This window comes from Deinococcus indicus (assembly GCF_002198095.1).
Classification (GTDB): Bacteria; Deinococcota; Deinococci; order Deinococcales; family Deinococcaceae; genus Deinococcus; species Deinococcus caeni.
Genome location: NZ_NHMK01000014.1, coordinates 198,915 through 216,531, shown reverse-complemented (window position 1 = coordinate 216,531; position 17,617 = coordinate 198,915). Strand labels below are relative to the sequence as shown.

The window sequence follows — 17,617 nt, the reverse complement described above, 5'->3', positions numbered from 1 at the left end:
TCAGCCTCCATACATCTCAAAGGTCAGTTCTGCGGCCGGGCCATCCGTGCTGCTCGACTGCACCCGCACACGCCGCACGCTGTTCGCCGGGCGTTCCGTAGCGCTCCCACAGTTGGTATTCAGGGAATAACTGCTGCTTACCGTGAACGTCCCGTCCGTATTGGGTGTCACGTCCCAGACCGTCACAGTCATGCCGGTCGGCACCGTGAAACTCTCGGTGCAGGCGCGGGCCAGCCGGTAATCCCCCCGGGTTCCGGCGGGCGAAGTCATGGTGGTGGGGTCCAGCCAGTGACGTCGCAGGTCCTCGGCCAGCTCCTGCACACGAACCGTGTTGTTCTGCCGCTGCTCGCTCTGCCGGTTGGACCGGAACAGGCCGGTCAGTGAGGCGCTGACCATGGCCAGCACGACGGCAAGGAGGGCAATGGAAACCAGAACCTCCAGCAGCGTGAATCCCTGTGTCTTACGATCCATCCTGAACCACCTTGCCTGTCACACCGACCGTACGCAGGGTCGTCTGTTTTGTGCTGCCAGTCCGTTTCACGACGATGGTGGCCTGTGCGCTGCTCAGTTCGCTGTAGGGAGCGCTGTAGGTGAGGGTGGCGTTCGCGGGCGTGCTTGTGATCTGCGCCGAGTCGGGCAAAGTGACTGTTTCAGAGGCGCCGTTGACCGTCATCCGGTACGAGGTGGAGCTGATGATCTCGAAGGTGGCGTCTCGGTTGTACCGCATGGCGCCGCTGCGCACCCTTTCGAGATCCCCGGCTACCTGCCGCGCGGCCTCCCGCATCTGCTGGGACTGAAGGTAACCCAGCAGGCTGTTCCCGGCGATGGCCAGCACGATCCCCAGGACAGCCATCACGATCAGGACCTCGATCAACGTGAACCCCTGCGCCGGTCGGTGGGTGGCGGGCGGGTTCATTGGCTCTTCTCGGCGCGGAAGTTTTGCGGGTCGCTGAGTCTGGCGAAGTTGGGCGTCGCCTCGTACTGACCCTGGGTGGGGAAGAAGGGCGGCGTGAGGCCCTTGGCCAGCCGCTCGTCCCACTTGAAGTTACGGGAGTAGCCCTTACCCGGCGTGCCGACCTGACCCACACCCTGCGACTGCTCCTCGATGATGCCGCCGGTCAGGTTGATCTTGGGGGTGGTGCTGCCGTTGGTACGCAGGGTGGTGTAATCCACCGTCCCGAAGCCCTTGCCGGTGGCGCTGGCCATCAGCGTGCCGTCGATGGTGATGTCCCGGTTCGCGGGGCCGTTCACCTTGATGTTGCCCCCCTCAGAGTACACGCCGAGCACGTTGCTGGAATCCGGTTTGTCCTTGGCGTTGTCGGTGTACGTCAGGTTGTCCTTGATGAAGATGTCGCCCGCGGCGGCCACAGTCAGCTGGGATTCCGCGGCGACGTCCGGGGTGTCCGTGCCGTCACCGCGCAGGCCCTTGCTGCCCTTGGTGCTCTGGTCACCGATGGCCCCGTCCACGAAGACCATCCCGTTGAACGTGCTGTTGGTCATGGTCTTCTTGACCACGCCGTTTTCCCTGACGGTCCAGGCCGTGGAGCTGGTCTGCTCGAACACCGTGGTTTTGCTGCCCTGAACGATCTCGATCCGCTGGAAGTTGCCGTTCTTCGAGAGCTTCAGGTCATCCACGTTGCCCTTCACGTAGATGCCGCCCGTGCCGTTGCTGCCGAAGCCACTGCCCGTATTGCTGGCAGTGGCTGTGCCGGAACTGAAGTACACGCCGTTCGTGGTGGCGCTGGCCGCGCCGAACTTGGCTGCCAGGCACAGCGCGGTCGTGGTCGTGCACTCGCCGGCCTGCACCCCGGCGGCCGCGAGGCGCTGGTCGTTCGCGTTGGAGGGCAGGGCGACGGGGGGCACTCCCATCTGATGTCCGCCCTTGAACATGGTGCTGGCAGACGGACGGGCGGTCGTGGAGTACTCCAGACTGGTGGCGGTGGTCGTGTACTTCCCGAGGAAACGAGGGCCTTTATCTGCTGCGGTCGCATAGAAGACCGGCGCGCTGACGCCCTGGGTCCCGTTGGTGTGCACGCGGCCCTCGAAGGTGTCCTCGTCCCAGAAGACGAGGCGGCCACCGTTTCCCGTCGCGGTGGTGCCGGGCAGGGTGCGGCGGTTGACGAAGTACTGGTACTCGGAGAAAGGCGGCTGCGACACTTTGACCTCACGTTCCTGCACGCTGCCGGCCGAGTAGGTCCGCTGGGCAATCACCTTGCCACCGCTTTCCAGAGTGGTGCCCGAGACGACGGGATACGATTTGAGAAGCACGCGCAGGGTGTTGTCGGGGTAGACGCGGACCTCGGTCATGGTCAGGCCGCCGCCCTTCACCTCGGTCTTGAGGGTGCCGGTATCGGTGCTGGGTGCTGCCGTCGTCTTGGCCAGCAGCACGGTGTCCTTGCCTCCGAACATGTTGCGCCAGTAGGTCTTCCAGGCGTCGTCGCTCATGCCCGCCGGCTTGGCGACGTTGTTGCGGAAGAAGGCCAGCTGGTTGTCCAGGGCGTTGCCCGTCAGGACCGGGACGTCGCACAGTTTCTGCCCAGCGACCGGCAGGTTGAAGATGTTCAGGGGCAGCGTAACTGCGCTGGCCAGGCCGCACACCGCTCCCAGCTGGTTCAGGATGCTGCTCTGCTGGGTGCCCTGCGGAATGACGATACTGTTCAGCGAGCTGGCGTACAGGTCCGCCTGCGACTGAGCGCGGGCCAGTGCGGATTCGGCAGCGTACTGCGCTTCCAGGCCCAGGCGGTTGTCGGTGGTGTTGCGCTGGCTGTTCAGCGTGACGGTGGCGGTCATGGACAGCACCACCGCGATCACGAGGCAGCCGCCCAGAACGGTGACGATGGTCGTCATGCCGCTTTCATGGCCGGCCGGGCGCCGCAGGCGGAGGGACCGGTCGAGACTTCTGGTGGCGGGTGACGGGTGGTCAGTCATGCCCTCAGGGTGCCATTTCTGTCCTTACAGACGATGCACAAATTCCCACACGGACGGGCTTTTCCGCCTGTTGTGGGGCACCTGTTCGGGTGTGTTGCCCCTGTTCGGGGGTGTGGGGCGGTGGGGGTTTGCTGAAGGTGCGGTCAGGTGGGGGCGGGTAGGCTGTCTGGCATGTTGGTGTCGAGTCGGGTGCAGGATCTGCTGGGGCGGGAGCGGGCGCTGCTGGGTGACGTGCTGGGGTTGCTGGTGGGGCAGGGCGCGCCGCCGGAGGTGGTGGAGGGCGCGCGAGTGGCGGTGCGGGCGCTGGATGAGGCGTTCCTGCTGGTGGTGGTCGGGGAGTTCAACGCGGGGAAGAGTTCGTTCGTGAATGCGCTGCTGGGGGCGTCGGTGCTGCCGGAGGGGGTGACGCCGACCACGGACCGGATCTATGTGCTGGTGAACGGGGAGGTGCCGGGGCAGATGGAGGCGACCCGTGATCCGTTCGTGAGTCGCCTGACGTACCCGTTGCCGTCGCTGGAGGGGGTGGCGTTGGTGGATACGCCGGGCACGAACGCGATTGTCCGGCAGCATCAGGCGCTGACGGAGGGGTTCCTGCCGCGTGCGGATCTGGTGTTGTTCCTGACGTCGGCGGACCGGCCGTTCACGGAGTCCGAGCGGCAGTTCCTGTCGCTGGCGGCGCGCTGGGGTCGCAGTGTGATCATGGTGGTGAACAAGGCGGACCTGCTGGAGACGCCGGAGCAGCGGGCGCAGGTGCGGGAGTTCGTGGAGGCGGGCGCGCGGGGCGTGCTGGGCCTGACGCCGCCGGTGCTGCTGATCAGCGCGCGGGCCGAGCAGCGCGGTGGGGACGTGGGCTTTCATGCGCTGCGGGAGGTGCTGCGCCTGCGGCTGTCCGAGGTGGAACGCACGCGCCTGAAGTTGCTGAGTCCGCTGGGCACGGTCGCGGAGTTGCTGGCGGGCGAGGAGGCGCGGGGCGCGGCGGCCCGGCAGACGCTCGCGGAGGACCTGGGGGTGCTGCGTGAGCTGGAGGAGCGGCAGCGGGCGCATCAGGAGAGCACGCTGGGGGAGCTGGACGGGCAGCTCAACCGCGTGAACCGCCTGCTGAGCGAGTTCGAGGTGCGCGCCGACCGGTTTATTGACGAGAAGTTGCGGTTCGGGAACCTGCGGGGCCTGCTGAACGGCCGGGAGCTGGAGGAGGCGTTCCGGCGCGAGGCGGTGGCGGAGTTGCCGGACGCGATCGACCGGCAGTTCGGGTCGATGATCGACCGGTTCGTGGAGGTGAACCTGGGCTTCTGGGAGGACGTGCAGGTGTTCCTGGCGCGGCGGCAGCCGGAGTCGGCGGTGGCCCGCACGCGCTTCAGTTACGACCGGGCGGCGCTGCTGGAAGGCATCGCGGGCAGCGCGCAGCAGCATCTGGAGGCGACCACGCAGACGGAACTGGCGCGGCAGCTGTCGCGGGACGCCGAGGACGCCATGAAGGGCGCCGTGGGTGGCCTGGCGGGCGGGCTGGGGATCGGGGCGGGGCTGGGCGCGCTGATCGGGGCGTCCGCGCTGGATTTCACGGGCGGGATCCTGGCGGGCCTGACGCTGGGCAGCCTGGGTCTGTTCGTGCTGCCGAACAAGCGCATTCAGGCGCACCGGCAGTTGCGCGAGAAGGTCGCGGCGCTGCGTGAGGTGCTGGAACGGATCGTGCGCAGCGAGTACGGCCGCGAGCAGGAACGCGCCGATACGCGCCTGCGGGACGCGGTGCGGCCGTTCACGCAGTTCACGGCGCAGGAGCAGACGCGTCTGAACGACGCCGAGCAGAAACTGGCGGCCCTGCAACTGGAACTGCAGGCCCTGCGTACCGAGGTGCAGGCGCTGGCGGCGCCCCAGTCGGCCGCCCCGTCGTCCCCGCCGACTGGGGGCGCGGCCGACTGAGGGCTGGTCGGCCGCGCGGGAGGGGCCGTCAGGGCAGCGTTTCAGCCTCGCGGACGATCTGCAGGACGCGTTCGCGGATGCTGCGTTCCTCGCGCAGGTAGCGGCCGGCGCTCATCTGCACGCCGATGGCCGCCACGACCGTGTCGCCGGTGTGCGGGTCGGGCAGGCCGCTGTGCAGCGCGTGGTACGGCACGCCCAGGGTGCACTGGCCGGGAATCCATTCCTCGATGGAGTACGCGTAGCCCAGGCGGCGGACCTTGGCGACCTCGGTCTTCCATTCGTCCAGCGAGGTGATGGAGCTGGGCGTGCAGGCCTCGAAGCTGCGGGGCGTGATCTCGGCGTGCGCGTACAGGATCTTGCCGCTGGCGGTGGCGGTGGCGGGCAGGTACACGTCGAGCGGCAGGTCGATGTCGGCGTCCGGGTGGCGTTCGCGGATGGTGGCGACGACTTCCTCGCCTTCCAGGATGCACAGGAACGCCACGGCGCGGACTTCCAGGGCCAGCCGGGTGATCAGCGCGCGGGCCTCCGGGAACCACGGGAGCGAGGCGGTCAGTTGCGCGCCCATCTCGGCGAGGTGCCAGGACAGGCGGTACTTGCCGGCGGGGGTGCGGCGCAGGAAGCCCGCCTCGGTCAGGCCGGCGAGGTAGGCGTGCGCGGTGGCGCGGGGCACGCCGAGATGGGAGGCCAGCGCCCGGACGCCCCACTCGGGTTGTTCGGCGCTGAACGCTCCCAGGATGGTGGCCGCTTTCTGGAGTGAGAGCACACGTCCAGCCTACAGGGACAAGCGCGGATTGTATACATCTTTTGGGTCCCTTTGACCCGGTGCAACGACCCGGCCCGGCCGCGCACCGCCGGGTCCGGATCAGTCGCGGCGCAGGTAGGCCAGCATCAGGTCGCCCGTGGCGCGCAGGGCGTCGGTGTGGGTGCGCTCGTAGGCGTGACTGGCGTCCACGCCCGGCCCGATCAGCGCGACCGGGTAATCCCCACCGGCCCGCCACGCCGCCGTGCCGTCCGAGGCGTAGTAGGGGTAGATGTCCACCCGCAGGTCCAGCCCGGCCGTGCGCGCGGCCGCCCGCAGCCGGTTCCCGAGCGCGTGATCGTACGGCCCGCCCCCGTCCGCCACGCACAGCGTCACGTGATGCTCGCTGCTCGTCTGCCCCTCACCGACCGCCGCCATGTCCACCGCGATCAGCTCGTCGGTGTGCGCGGGAATCCCGGTGGCCGCGCCGTGCCCGACCTCCTCGTACGTCGTGATGTGAAAGGCCGCCGTGACGCCCGCCGGGCGGGCCAGCAGCTCGCGCGTGACCGCCAGGAACACCGCGACCGCTGCCTTGTTGTCCAGGTGGCGGGCCTTCACGTACCCGCTGCCGGTCACGCGGGGCCGCGCGTCGAAACTCACGAAATCGCCCACGCCCACGCCCAGCGCCTGCACGTCCCGCACCCCGGACACCGGTTCGTCCAGCCGGACCTCCATGACGGCCGCCTCGCGCTTCAGGTCCCGCAGGGCCGCGCCGTGAACGTGCGTGCTCTGGCGGACGTTCACGACCGTTCCCGTCAGTTCCCGGCCCGACTGGGTGTGCACCAAGACGTCCTCGCCCTCCACGGTCGCCCAGTCGTACCCGCCCAGCCCCCACAGCCGCAGCCGCCCGCTGTCCTTGACGCCCTTGACCATCGCGCCCAGCGTGTCCACGTGCCCGCTGAACGTCACGTGCCCCGCACCGGTGCCCGGCACCTCCCAGGTCAGCGCGCCCTTACGGGTCCGCTGGCCCGGCACGCCCAGCGCCCGCAACTCGGATTCGATCAGGGTCACGGCCCGGTCCGTGAAGCCCGTCGGGCTGGGCGTATCCAGCAGACGCACCAGCACGTCCAGGGTGTACTCCAGGTTCAGGTCGCTCACGCCGGCACCGTCCGGTCCGTCACCGTGAACCCCTGTGCCTGCGCGGACGCCAGGGTCGCCGCGAGTTCCGGCGTGCCCGGCAGCGCCAGCACCTGCAGCGACTGCACGGCCCGCCCGTGCAGCTGCGCGCCCAGCTCCGACCCCTCGAAGGCGTCCGGGCGGGAGGCGCGGACCAGCACGTCGCCCTGCTCGGCCCGGAAGTCCGGATGCAGCGTCCACGCCTTCGAGAAGGTCTCCCAGTCCGCGCCGCGCGGCGCGTCCCACTGCACGAACGCCACCAGCCACCCGGCCGCGCGGGCCTCGTCCACGTGATGCGCCCAGTCGCGCGCCAGCGCCCGCTCGTCGCGGCGGTCCTCCAGATCGTGACGCTGCGCGTTCAGCAGCAGCAGGGCGTGCGGGGTGAGGGTCATGCCGCCCAGAATAAGGCAGCCTTGCCGTGCGGAGCGGGTCAGGGGCGCAGCACGAGCTTGCCGACCGTGCGGCCGGTCTGCTGGGCGCGGTGAGCGTCCGCCACCTGTGCCAGCGGGAACACCCGGCTGACGTGCGAGCGCAGTTGTCCGGCCGCGACCAGTCGCACCAGTTCGTTCAGGTGAGCGCGTGACGGGTACACCAGAATCCGGGTGGCGTGCACGCCCCGCTCCTGCGCCAGTGCCGCGGACGGCACGGCCGTGATGGACACCAGCCAGCCGCCGGGGCGGATCACGGCGAACGAGCGGTCCGTGGTGTCGCCGCCGACCGTGTCGAACACGGCGTCCACGTCCTGCACCTGCTCCTCGAAGGGCCGGGCGCGGTAATCCACGACCTCGTTCGCCCCCAGCTCCCGCACGAAGTCCACGTTCCCGGCCGAGGCGGTGGCGATCACGTACGCGCCGCGCGCGCGGGCCAGCTGCACCGCGTAGTGCCCGACCCCCCCGGCGCCCGCGTGGATCAGGACGCGCTGACCGGCGCGCAGGTCCATCCTGTCGAGCGCCTGATGCGCGGTCAGGGCCGCCAGGGTCATCGCGGCGGCGTCCTCGTGGCCCAGCGCGGCGGGTTTCAGGGTGATGTCGGCCGTGCGGGCCAGGACGTACTCGGCGTAGGCGCCGGGCAGCTGCGGGAAGGCCAGCATGCCGAACACCTCGTCACCCGCCGCGAACTCCATCACGTAGGGCCCGACCGCCTCGATCACGCCGGACACGTCCCAGCCCAGCACGACCGGAAATTCCTTGAGGGGGCCACCGGCGCGCCACTTGGTGTCCACGGGGTTGATACTGACTGCCTTCACGCGCACGAGCACCTCGCCCAGGCCGGGCGTGGGGACGGGGCGGGTGGCGGGTTGCAGGACTTCGGGGCCGCCGGGCTGCTGGAGTTCCATCACGGTCATGGTCTGCGGAAGGGACATGGGGGACTCCTGCGGCGGGCCGGTCCGGAGGCGCCCGCCGTTCTGAACGGGGAGGAGGGGAGGCAGGCGGGCGGGTTCCCCCTGCGGTGCCCCCAGTCTGCCAGCGTACCCATGTATTGCCAAGTACGTACACTTCTGGTAGGTACGCACATTCTGGGAACCATGGACTGTTACCCTGCGGGCATGACCGCGCCCGCCAGCCCGTCCCTGCCCACCAGCCCGCCGCACTCCTGTCCCGTCACGACCACCGTGGCTGTCATCGGCGGGAAATGGAAGGCCGTGGCGATCTACCACCTGCTGGGCGGGCCGCGCCGCTTCTCGGACCTGCAGCGGCGCATGCCGGGCGTCACGCAGCGCATGCTGACCTTGCAACTGCGCGAACTGGAAGCCGACGGACTGGTTCACCGCGAGGTCTACCCGCAGGTGCCGCCCAAAGTCGAGTACTCGCTGACGCCGCTGGGCCTGACGCTGGAACCCATCGTGCGCGCCATGCTGGCCTGGGGAGCCGCGTACCGCGAACGCGACACCCAGTCCGGCCAGTCTGACCCGGATGCATGAAGGGCGCGGCCGGGCCTCCTGGCTCGCCGCGCCCCGTATGCCTCCGTCCTTAGTTCTCGATCTTCATGGCCATGATGCTGGAGCCTGCGTCCACGTACACGGTCTGGCCGGTCAGGCCGCTGCCCAGGTCGCTGAGCAGGAACAGGGCGAGCTTGCCGACCTCGTCGGGCGTGGCGTTGCGGCCCAGCGGGGCGGCCTCGGCGGCCTTCTCGTACATGGTCCCGAAGCCGGGGATGGATCGGGCCGCGATGGTCCGCATGGGGCCGGCGCTGATGGTGTTCACGCGCACGCCGGCGGCGCCCATCTCGCTGGCGAGGTAGCGGGTGGTGGCTTCCAGCGCGGCCTTGGCGACGCCCATCACGTTGTACTTGGGCACGACCTTCTGCGAGGCGTGGTAGGTGAGGCTGATCACGCTGCCGCCGGGGCGCAGCAGACTCTCGGCGTGCCGGCAGGTGGAGACCAGCGTGTACGCGCTGACGTTCAGGGCGGTGTTCCAGTCGGCTTCGGTGGTGTCCAGAAAGCGGCCGTCCATGGCGGCGCGCGGCGCGAACGCGATGGAATGCACGAGGTAGTCCAGCCCGCCGAATTCGTCCTTCACGCGGGCGAACAGGGCGCTCAGGTCGTCCTCGCTGGTGGCGTCGGCCTGCTGGGTCCAGACGTTCTCGTGTCCGGCCAGCAGTTTGTCCAGTTCGCCCTTCAGGCGTTCGCCCTGGTACGAGAAACCCACCCGGCATCCGGCCGCCAGAAGCTGCTGCGCGATGGCCCAGCCGAGGCTGCGTGCGTTCGCCACGCCCATCACCAGGGCCGTCTTGCCGCTCAAGTCAATGCTGACACTCATGGGGGGGACTCTAGCAACCCGCGCGGCTGCCCGCTGAAGCGGGTGCAAAACGCGCTCCGTCGCGGCCCGCCCCGGCCGGGGGCACGCCGTACATGAAGACCGCCTCCCCCGGTGTGGGACTTGACGCGTCAGAATCCGGTGAGAGATGACCCTGCATACTGAACGCCTGATGCTGATCCGCGCGCCGCACCTCACTGCGCCGCACGCCTTCACGACGCGTGCTGGTGGCGTGTCCACCGGCCCGTACGGTGGCCTGAACCTCGACGACCGTGAAGACGACCCCGCGCTCGTGCAGGAAAACCGCCAGCGGCTGTGCGCCGCGCTGGGCTTCACGCCCGCGCAGGTGGCCCGCCTGACCCAGGTGCACGGCACCGACGTCGTCCACGCCCGCAGCGGCGGCCACTGGACCGGGGACGCCCTGGTCAGCGCCGACGCCGGGGTGCTGCTGGCCATCGGGACCGCCGACTGCTACCCGCTGCTGCTGCACGACCCGCAGGCCGGCGTGATCGGCGCCGCGCACGCCGGCTGGAAGGGCACGCTGGGCCGCGTGGCCGCCCGCACCGTGGAGGCCATGACCGAACTGGGCGCCGACCCGGCGCGGATCCTGGCGGCGGTCGGCCCCGGCATCCGCGCGGCCGCGTACCCGGTCGGCGAGGAGGTCGCGCTGGCCTTCGCGCAGGAGGGCCTGGGCGCGCACGTCGGCGCCGACGAGGACGAACTGCACGGCGATCCCACCTGGCACCTGGACCTTGCCGGAGCGAACCGCGCGGTGCTGCGCGGGGCGGGCGTGCCGGACGCGCAGGTGTGGGTGAGTGGCCGCTGCTCGACCGAGCCGGACTTCTACTCGTACCGCCGCGACGCGGGCCGGACCGGGCGCATGTGGGCCGTGATCGGCCAGCGCGCCCTGGGCGACACCCCGGCGCGGGGTCAGGCGTGAGCCTGCTGCGCCCCCGCGACGTGATCGACCACGTCACGCACCTCACGCCGGAATTCCTGGCCGACCGGGGCCTGCACGGCCTGCTGCTGGACCTCGACAACACCCTGGTCCCCTACGGCAGTTACGACCCGGTGGGCGTGGGCAGCACCCTGGCCTGGGTGCGGGACCTGAAGATCGCGGGCGTGGGCCTGTACCTGCTGAGCAACGCCACCGGGCGCCGCGCGGCGTTCTGGCTGGACAAACTGGAATTCCAGGGCGTCGGACTGGCCGGCAAACCCAACCCCCGCGCCTTCCGCCGCGCCCTGGATGAGCTGCGCCTCCCGCCACACCAGGTGGGCATGGTCGGCGATCAGCTGTTCACGGACGTGCTGGGCGGCAACCTGAGCGGCATGCACACCATCCTGGTACGCCCGCTGGTCACGAACGCCCTCCCGCACACCCGCGTGGCCCGCCGCCTGGAACGCGCCGTCCTGAAACGTTACGGGCACGACTGGAACCACTGACATGACCCTGAACACCGGCCCGCACGCGGCTCACGCCTCCTCTTCCCATCTTCGCTGCACCCTGCACGTTCCCTCACGCCGCGCGGCCCGGTCGGGCCTGAACAAGGAGACACAACATGGCACTCTCAATCGGTGACCGGCGCCTGGGCGCCATCCTGCTCGAACAGGGGTACGTGAACGACACGGACCTGCAAAAAGCCCTGGTCCGCCACGCCGAGGTCGGCGGCCGCCTCGCGGAGATCCTGATCGACTCCGGACTGGTCGGCGAGAAACGCATCGCGCGGGCCATCGAGGAGGCGCTCGGCATTCCGCTCGTGAACCTGCTGGTCGTGACGCCCGAACCGCAGGCGCTGGCGGCCGTCCGCTCGCAGACCGCCCTGAGCGTGCAGGCCTTCCCGTTCGCGGTGGACGGCGGCACCCTGCGCGTGGCGATCGTGGACCCGCTGTCGAGCATGAGCATCGAGGCGCTCGAGGACGACAGCGGCCTGAACATCGAACCGTACCAGGCGCTGCGTGACCAGATCATGTGGGCCATCGCCACGAACTACCCGGACCTGAACCTGCAGGCCGAACTGCCCGCCGACGCCGAGGGCAACAGCGGCGGCGGCATGATGGGCCAGCGCCTGATCTCGCGCGGCCTGATCACGGACGCGCAACTTCAGATCGCGCTCGACTCGCAGCAGCAGACCGGCGAGCCGCTGGGCGCCACCCTGATCGCTCAGAAGGCCATCACGGAAGATCAGCTGTACGAGATCCTGGCCGAACAGGTCGGCGCGGTGTACCTGCGCAACCCCCGCGACTTCCAGCCCAGCGAGGATGTGCTGGGCAGCATGCTGCGCGCCGACGCGCTGCGCCTGAACGCCGTACCCGTCGATGAGACCGACAGCGGCGTGACCGTGGTCGCCAGCGACCCCCGCAAACGCGAGGACATTGAGGCGCTCGTGGGCCGCCCCGTGCAGCTGATCCTCGCCAAGCCCCGCGACGTGGAACTGCTGATCGAACGCTTCTACCCGCAGCGCGGCCGCCTGGGTGAACAGATGGTGCAGCAGGGCACCCTGTCGCGCGCGCAGCTGCGCGAGGCGCTGCAGGTGCAGGCCCGCGAGGGCCGCGTCAAGCCGCTGGGCGAGGTGATCGTGGAACTCGGTTTCGCCGGAGCCGACGAGATCGACAACGCCCTGCAGAAACAGAACGCGGGCGGCGGCCGCCTGGAAGACACGCTGGTGCAGTCCGGGAAGCTCAGCCCGGAGATGCTGGCCCGCTCGCTGGCCGCCCAGCTCGGGTACGAGTTCCTCGATCCGGTCCAGAACCCGCCGGACAGCAAGGTCGCGCTGCTGATCCCGGAAAGCACCGCCCGCCGTTACGGCGTGGTGCCCGTGAGGTTGCAGGGCGAGTCGCTGGTCATCGCCATGAAGGACCCGCGCAACGTGTTCGCGCTCGACGACCTGAAACTCATCACGGGCCGCGAGGTCATCCCGGCCGTCATGGCGGAAAAGGACATCGTCCGCCTGATCGAACGGTACTTCGGCAGCAAGGACATGGCCGACCTGAACCAGCGGCTGGTGCAGGAGAGCAAGCAGCGCGACAAGGACAGCAAACGCCAGGAAGAAACCGACGTCACCGCCGGACTGGACGACAACGCCGTGGTGCGCGTCGTGGACAACATCATCCGCGAGGCGGCGCTGCAGGAAGCCAGCGACATCCACATCGAGCCCACCGAGACGTCCCTGCGCGTCCGCTACCGCGTGGACGGCGTGCTGCGCGAACAGAACGAGCTGCCCAGGGGCAGTTCGCAGAGCATCCTGGCGCGCATCAAGATCATGGGCCACCTCGACATCAGCGAGCGGCGCGTCCCGCAGGACGGCCGCATCCGCTTCAAGAAGGGCAGCATCGACCTCGACCTGCGACTGTCCACGCTGCCGACCGTGTACGGCGAGAAGGCCGTCATGCGACTGCTGCAGAAGGCCAGCAACATCCCGGAAGTCGAGCAGCTGGGCTTTTCCGAACACAACTACCAGCGCTACCTGGACACCATCCACAAGCCCAACGGCATCTTCCTGGTGACCGGCCCCACCGGCTCGGGGAAATCCTTCACGTCGTTCTCGACCCTCAAGCGCATCGCGGTGCCCGAGAAGAACACCACGACCATCGAGGACCCGGTCGAGTACGAGATTCCGGGCATCATCCAGTCGCAGGTGAACAACACGGCGGGCATGACCTTCGCCCGCGCGCTGCGCGCCTTCCTGCGACAGGACCCCGACATCATCTTCGTGGGCGAGATCCGCGACACCGAGACCGCCAAGATCGCCGTGGAGGCCGCCCTGACCGGCCACCTCGTGCTGGCCACGCTGCACACCAACGACGCGCCGGGCGCCATCGTGCGACTCGAGGAGATGGGCGTCGAGCACTTCAACATCGGCGCGGCCGTCGTGGGCGTCGTCGCCCAGCGCCTCGTGCGCAAGGTCTGCCCGGACTGCAAGGCCCCCACGAACGCCGACCCGGATGTCCTGCGCCGCCTCGGCATCACGGAACGCGACCTGCGCGGCGCGCAGCTCATGCGCGGGGCCGGCTGTAACCGCTGCGGCGGCACCGGCTACAAGGGCCGCATGGGCATCCACGAACTGATGGTCATCGACGAACCGCTGCGCGTCGCCATCGGTTCGGGCAAGAACGCCACCGAGATCACTGAGGTCGCCATCAACCAGAGCGGCATGAAGACCCTGCGCCAGGACGGCATCGAGAAGGCGCTGGCCGGCATCACCACCCTGGAGGAGGTGCTGGCCGTCACCAGCAAGTAACCCGCGCCCTGCCCCCCCGCCCCTGCCACCCGCCCTCCCGCACCCCCGAGGTACTCCCATGACCCAGCCCGCCGCCGACATCACCGACATCCTGCGTTTCGCCGCCGAGAAGGGCGCGTCCGACGTGATCCTGACCGTGGGCCTCGCCCCGCAGTTCAAGTTGCAGGGCGTGTACGACTCGCAGGGCTTCACGGAACTGGCCGCCACCGAGACCCGCAAACTGATGTACTCCATGATGAACGAGAAGCAGCAGCGCACCTTCGAGGAACGCCGCGAACTGGACTTCTCGTTCGCGCTCGGCGAGAAGGCCCGCTTCCGCGTAAACGCCTTCATGCAACGCGGCAACGTGGGCGGCGTGCTGCGACTGATTCCCACCAAGATCAAGAGCGCCCAGGAGATGGGCCTCCCGCAGAACGTCATCGACATCGCCAACGCGCCGCGCGGACTGGTGCTCGTGACCGGCCCGACCGGCTCGGGGAAATCCACCACGCTGGCCGCCATGATCGACTACATCAACACCACCAAGCGCCTGCACATCATGACCATCGAGGACCCCATCGAGTTCATGCACACGCACAAGCAGTCGATCATCAACCAGCGTGAGGTCGGGGCGGACACCATGAGCTTCAACGACGCGCTGCGCGCCGTGCTGCGTCAGGCACCCGACGTGATCCTGGTCGGCGAAATGCGTGACTACGAGACCATCAAGGCCGCCGTGACCGCCGCCGAGACCGGACACCTCGTGATGGGCACCCTGCACACCAACTCCGCGCCGGAATCCATCGACCGTATCGTGGACGTGTTCCCCGAAGAGCAGCAGGAACAGATCCGCGTGCAGCTCGCCAACAACCTCGTGGCCGTCATGACCCAGCAGCTGCTGCCCCGCCTGGACGGGCAGGGCCGCATCCTGGCGTACGAACTGCTGATCGCCAACCCCGCCGTGCGCGCCCTGATCCGCGAGGGCAAGACGTACCAGATCACCTCCGTCATGCAGACCGGCGCGCGCGAGGGCATGGTCACCATGGACGCCTTCCTGGCGAACCTGTACCGCCGCCGCGTGATCTCCTTCGACGTGGGCGTGGAACGCGCCGTGGACAGCAAGGAATTCGCCCGTCTCGCCAACGACCCCACGGTCGGCTCGGCCGGAGGCAGTGCCGCCGCGCCCGCCGGATACGGCAGCGCCCCCGTCGCCGGCTTCGCGCCCGCAGCGGCGCCGGCCGCCGGCGGCTACGCGGGCCGCGCCGACGCCGGCCTGGGCCGGGGCGCCGCCACCACCAGCACCCCCGAAACCGGCAGCGGCGGAGGCTACGGCCGCCGCTGACCCGCTCGACAGTGAAGCGTCCCCCCAGCTGGTCTGGGGGGACGCTTCACTGTCGAGCGGCTTACGCGCCGGGCTGGGCGGACGTCTTGCCCAGCGGAACGGGCATCGTGCCGTCCGACTCGGGTTTGGGAAGCAGCAGCAGGTCCAGCACCTCGCCGACCCGTTCGGCGGCGTGGACGCGCAGGTCGCTGCGGATGCTGTCCGGGACTTCCTGCAGGTGCGGTTCGTTGTCGCGGGGAATGATGACCTCGCGGATGCCGCCCTGGTGCGCGGCCAGCAGTTTCTCCTTGACGCCGCCGATGGGCAGCACCCGGCCGCGCAGGCTGATCTCGCCGGTCATGGCGACATCCATACGGACGGGGCGGCCGGTCACGGCGCTGATGACGGCCGTGGCGATGGTGATGCCGGCGCTGGGGCCGTCCTTGGGCGTGGCGCCATCCGGGAAGTGAACGTGCAGGTCCATGGTCTTGTGGAAGTCCGGGTCGGCGCCGTAGCGGGCGGCGTTGGCGCGCAGGTACGCGATGGCCGCGCTGACGCTCTCCTTCATCACGTCGCCCAGGCTGCCGGTCATGACGATCTTGCCGGTGCCGGGCGTGGCGAGCGCCTCCACGAGCAGCATGGTGCCGCCCACGCTGGTCCACGCGAGGCCCTGCGCCACGCCGACCTGCGGTTCCTTCTCCATGCGGTCCGGGCGGTGCACGGGCACGCCCAGGTAGTCGGGCACCTGCGCCGCGTCGATGACCTTCACGCCGTCCCAGGCTTTCTCGAGCAGTTCACGGGCGGCCTTGCGGGCCAGTTTGCTCACCTGCCGGTCCAGGTTGCGCACGCCGCTCTCGGCGGTGTACTCCTCGACCACGCGGTTGAGCGCGGCGTCCGTGATGTCCAGCTTGCCGGTCAGGCCGTGGCTCTTGATCTGACGGGGCACGCGGTAGCGCCGCGCGATCTCGACCTTCTCGACCTGGGTGTAGCCGGGAATGTTGATGATCTCCATGCGGTCCAGCAGCGGGCGCGGGATGGTCTGCAGGCTGTTGGCGGTCGTGATGAACATGACCTGCGACAGGTCGTACGGCACTTCCAGGTAGTGGTCCTGGAAGGTGTGGTTCTGCTCGGGGTCGAGGACTTCCAGCATGGCGCTGCTGGGGTCGCCGCGCCAGTCGCTGCTCATCTTGTCGATCTCGTCGAGCAGGATCACGGGGTTCGTGACGCCCGCGTTCTTCATCGCCTGTATGATCCGGCCCGGCATGGACCCGATGTACGTGCGGCGGTGACCGCGGATCTCGGCCTCGTCCCGCACGCCGCCCAGCGCCATGCGCACGAACTTGCGGTTCAGGCTGCGCGCGATGCTCTTACCCAGGCTGGTCTTGCCGACGCCGGGAGGGCCGACGAGCACCAGGATCGGGGCGCGCAGTTCGGCGTCGTCCGTGCGTTCCTCGGCGCTGCGTTCCTTGCGGGCCTCCTCGGTCTCGCCGGGACGGTGGGTCAGCTGACGCACCGCCAGGAATTCCAGGATGCGGTCCTTCACGTCGCCCAGGGCGTAGTGGTCGGCGTCGAGGATCTCGCGGGTGCGCGCGATGTCCAGGATCTCCTCGTCGCGTTTGCTCCAGGGCACGTCGATCAGCCAGTCGATGTAGTTGCGCACGACGGTGCTCTCGGGGCTGCCGCCGGGCGTGCGTTCCAGGCGGTTGAGTTCCTTCAGCGCCTTTTCCTTGACGCTGTCGGGCATGCCGGCCGCCTCGATCTTCTCGCGCAGCGCCTCGACCTCGGCCGGGCCGTCCTCGCCGCCGCCGAGTTCCTTGCCGATGGCCTTCATCTGCTCGCGCAGGTAGTACTCGCGCTGGTTGGCGTCCATCTGTTCCTTGACGCGCCCCGCGATCTTCTTGTCCATGTTGAAGCGTTCGGTGTCGCGGCCCAGGAACTTCAGCACTCCTTCCAGGCGGGCGCGCAGCGCGACGGCCTGCAGGATCTCCTGCTTCTCCTCGGGCGTCCAGGTGGCGTGGTGCGTGACCTGATCGGCCAGCGCGCCCGCGTCGGTCAGGGCCTTGAGGCCCTCGAGCTGGTAGTTGTCCAGGCGCAGGTTCTTGTTCTGACGCTGGTACTCCTCAAAGGCGCTCTTGACCTCCTGCGCCAGCACGACGACCTCGCGGCTGTCGTCGGCGGGGGTGGGCTGCGTCTCGGCGCGCACGCGCATGTACGCCGAGGGCACCTCGTCCTGCACGGCGGCGCGCTCCTGGGCTTCCACGAGAACTTGGTAGGTGTTGTCGGGCATCCGCACGACCTGCTTGATGACGGCCAGTACGCCCATGTCGAACAGTTCGGCGCGGGTGGGGTCGTCGGTGCGGGCGTCACGCTGGGTGAGCAGCAGCACGCGGCGGTCGCTGGCCTGGGCCTCGTCGACGGCGCGTTTGCTCTTGGGGCGGCCCACGTCCACGTTCATGGTGACGCCGGGCAGGATCACGATGTTTCTTAAGGCGACTACGGGCAGTTCCCAGATCATGCTTGCTCCTTGCGGCCGCGCCGGGATGGGCGCGGGAATACTTGAGTG

Annotated in this window: 15 protein-coding genes; 6 read left to right on the top strand and 9 right to left on the bottom strand. The window is 69.3% G+C overall.

What is annotated here, in order from left to right; translation table 11 throughout:
• From CBQ26_RS11515 to CBQ26_RS11505, 3 genes are read right to left on the bottom strand one after another with little or no spacing between them, the layout of a single operon-like run.
• Positions 1–471, bottom strand: coding sequence for a type II secretion system protein (locus tag CBQ26_RS11515; RefSeq protein WP_088248779.1), 471 nt, complete (start codon positions 469–471; stop codon positions 1–3).
• Positions 461–916 carry a GspH/FimT family pseudopilin gene (locus CBQ26_RS11510; RefSeq protein ID WP_088248778.1) on the bottom strand — a complete coding sequence of 152 codons (456 nt, stop codon included), beginning with the start codon at positions 914–916 and terminating at the stop codon, positions 461–463. The genes CBQ26_RS11515 and CBQ26_RS11510 overlap by 11 nt, the downstream gene beginning before the upstream one ends.
• A complete protein-coding gene (locus CBQ26_RS11505) occupies positions 913–2,928 on the bottom strand; it encodes a hypothetical protein (protein WP_143342065.1) in 2,016 nt (671 codons plus the stop codon). Before CBQ26_RS11505 ends, CBQ26_RS11510 begins: the two co-directional genes overlap by 4 nt.
• 171 nt (positions 2,929–3,099) lie before the next feature.
• On the opposite strand from CBQ26_RS11505, the gene CBQ26_RS11500 reads away from it, so the two are divergent.
• A complete protein-coding gene (locus CBQ26_RS11500) occupies positions 3,100–4,845 on the top strand; it encodes a dynamin family protein (RefSeq protein ID WP_088248776.1) in 1,746 nt (581 codons plus the stop codon).
• Between the two features lie 28 nt (positions 4,846–4,873).
• Here CBQ26_RS11500 and CBQ26_RS11495 read toward each other — a convergent pair whose 3' ends face one another.
• From CBQ26_RS11495 to CBQ26_RS11480, 4 genes are all read right to left on the bottom strand, one after another.
• The gene (locus tag CBQ26_RS11495; protein WP_088248775.1) at positions 4,874–5,608 is read right to left on the bottom strand and encodes an IclR family transcriptional regulator; all 735 of its coding nucleotides are present in this window, start codon (positions 5,606–5,608) and stop codon (positions 4,874–4,876) included.
• Between the two features lie 99 nt (positions 5,609–5,707).
• A complete protein-coding gene (locus CBQ26_RS11490; protein WP_088248774.1) occupies positions 5,708–6,742 on the bottom strand; it encodes a M42 family metallopeptidase in 1,035 nt (344 codons plus the stop codon).
• On the bottom strand, positions 6,739–7,152 hold the full coding sequence (locus tag CBQ26_RS11485; protein WP_172418040.1) for a cysteine hydrolase family protein: 414 nt from the start codon (positions 7,150–7,152) through the stop codon (positions 6,739–6,741). The genes CBQ26_RS11490 and CBQ26_RS11485 overlap by 4 nt, the downstream gene beginning before the upstream one ends.
• Before the next feature lie 38 nt (positions 7,153–7,190).
• Positions 7,191–8,123, bottom strand: a complete 933-nt coding sequence (locus tag CBQ26_RS11480; protein WP_088248773.1) for an NADP-dependent oxidoreductase — start codon at positions 8,121–8,123, stop codon at positions 7,191–7,193.
• A 183-nt stretch (positions 8,124–8,306) separates the two neighbouring features.
• Here CBQ26_RS11480 and CBQ26_RS11475 point away from each other — a divergent pair, with 183 nt between their 5' ends.
• On the top strand, positions 8,307–8,681 hold the full coding sequence (locus CBQ26_RS11475) for a winged helix-turn-helix transcriptional regulator (RefSeq protein ID WP_088248772.1): 375 nt from the start codon (positions 8,307–8,309) through the stop codon (positions 8,679–8,681).
• Positions 8,682–8,730: 49 nt separating this feature from the next.
• On the opposite strand, the gene CBQ26_RS11470 is transcribed toward CBQ26_RS11475, so the two are convergent.
• The gene (locus CBQ26_RS11470; RefSeq protein WP_088248771.1) at positions 8,731–9,519 is read right to left on the bottom strand and encodes an enoyl-ACP reductase FabI; all 789 of its coding nucleotides are present in this window, start codon (positions 9,517–9,519) and stop codon (positions 8,731–8,733) included.
• Between the two features lie 145 nt (positions 9,520–9,664).
• On the opposite strand from CBQ26_RS11470, the gene pgeF reads away from it, so the two are divergent.
• The 4 genes from pgeF (at position 9,665) to CBQ26_RS11450 (ending at position 15,075) form a co-directional block, all read left to right on the top strand.
• Entirely contained in the window at positions 9,665–10,456 is a 792-nt protein-coding gene (pgeF, locus tag CBQ26_RS11465) for a peptidoglycan editing factor PgeF (protein ID WP_088248770.1), read from the top strand.
• A complete protein-coding gene (locus tag CBQ26_RS11460; protein ID WP_088248769.1) occupies positions 10,453–10,959 on the top strand; it encodes a YqeG family HAD IIIA-type phosphatase in 507 nt (168 codons plus the stop codon). Before pgeF ends, CBQ26_RS11460 begins: the two co-directional genes overlap by 4 nt.
• 116 nt (positions 10,960–11,075) lie before the next feature.
• A complete protein-coding gene (locus tag CBQ26_RS11455; protein ID WP_088248768.1) occupies positions 11,076–13,754 on the top strand; it encodes a type II/IV secretion system protein in 2,679 nt (892 codons plus the stop codon).
• A gap of 58 nt (positions 13,755–13,812) precedes the next feature.
• Entirely contained in the window at positions 13,813–15,075 is a 1,263-nt protein-coding gene (locus tag CBQ26_RS11450) for a type IV pilus twitching motility protein PilT (RefSeq protein ID WP_088248767.1), read from the top strand.
• Between the two features lie 61 nt (positions 15,076–15,136).
• On the opposite strand, the gene lon is transcribed toward CBQ26_RS11450, so the two are convergent.
• A complete protein-coding gene (gene lon / locus CBQ26_RS11445) occupies positions 15,137–17,569 on the bottom strand; it encodes an endopeptidase La (protein WP_088248766.1) in 2,433 nt (810 codons plus the stop codon).
• Positions 17,570–17,617: the final 48 nt, after the last annotated feature.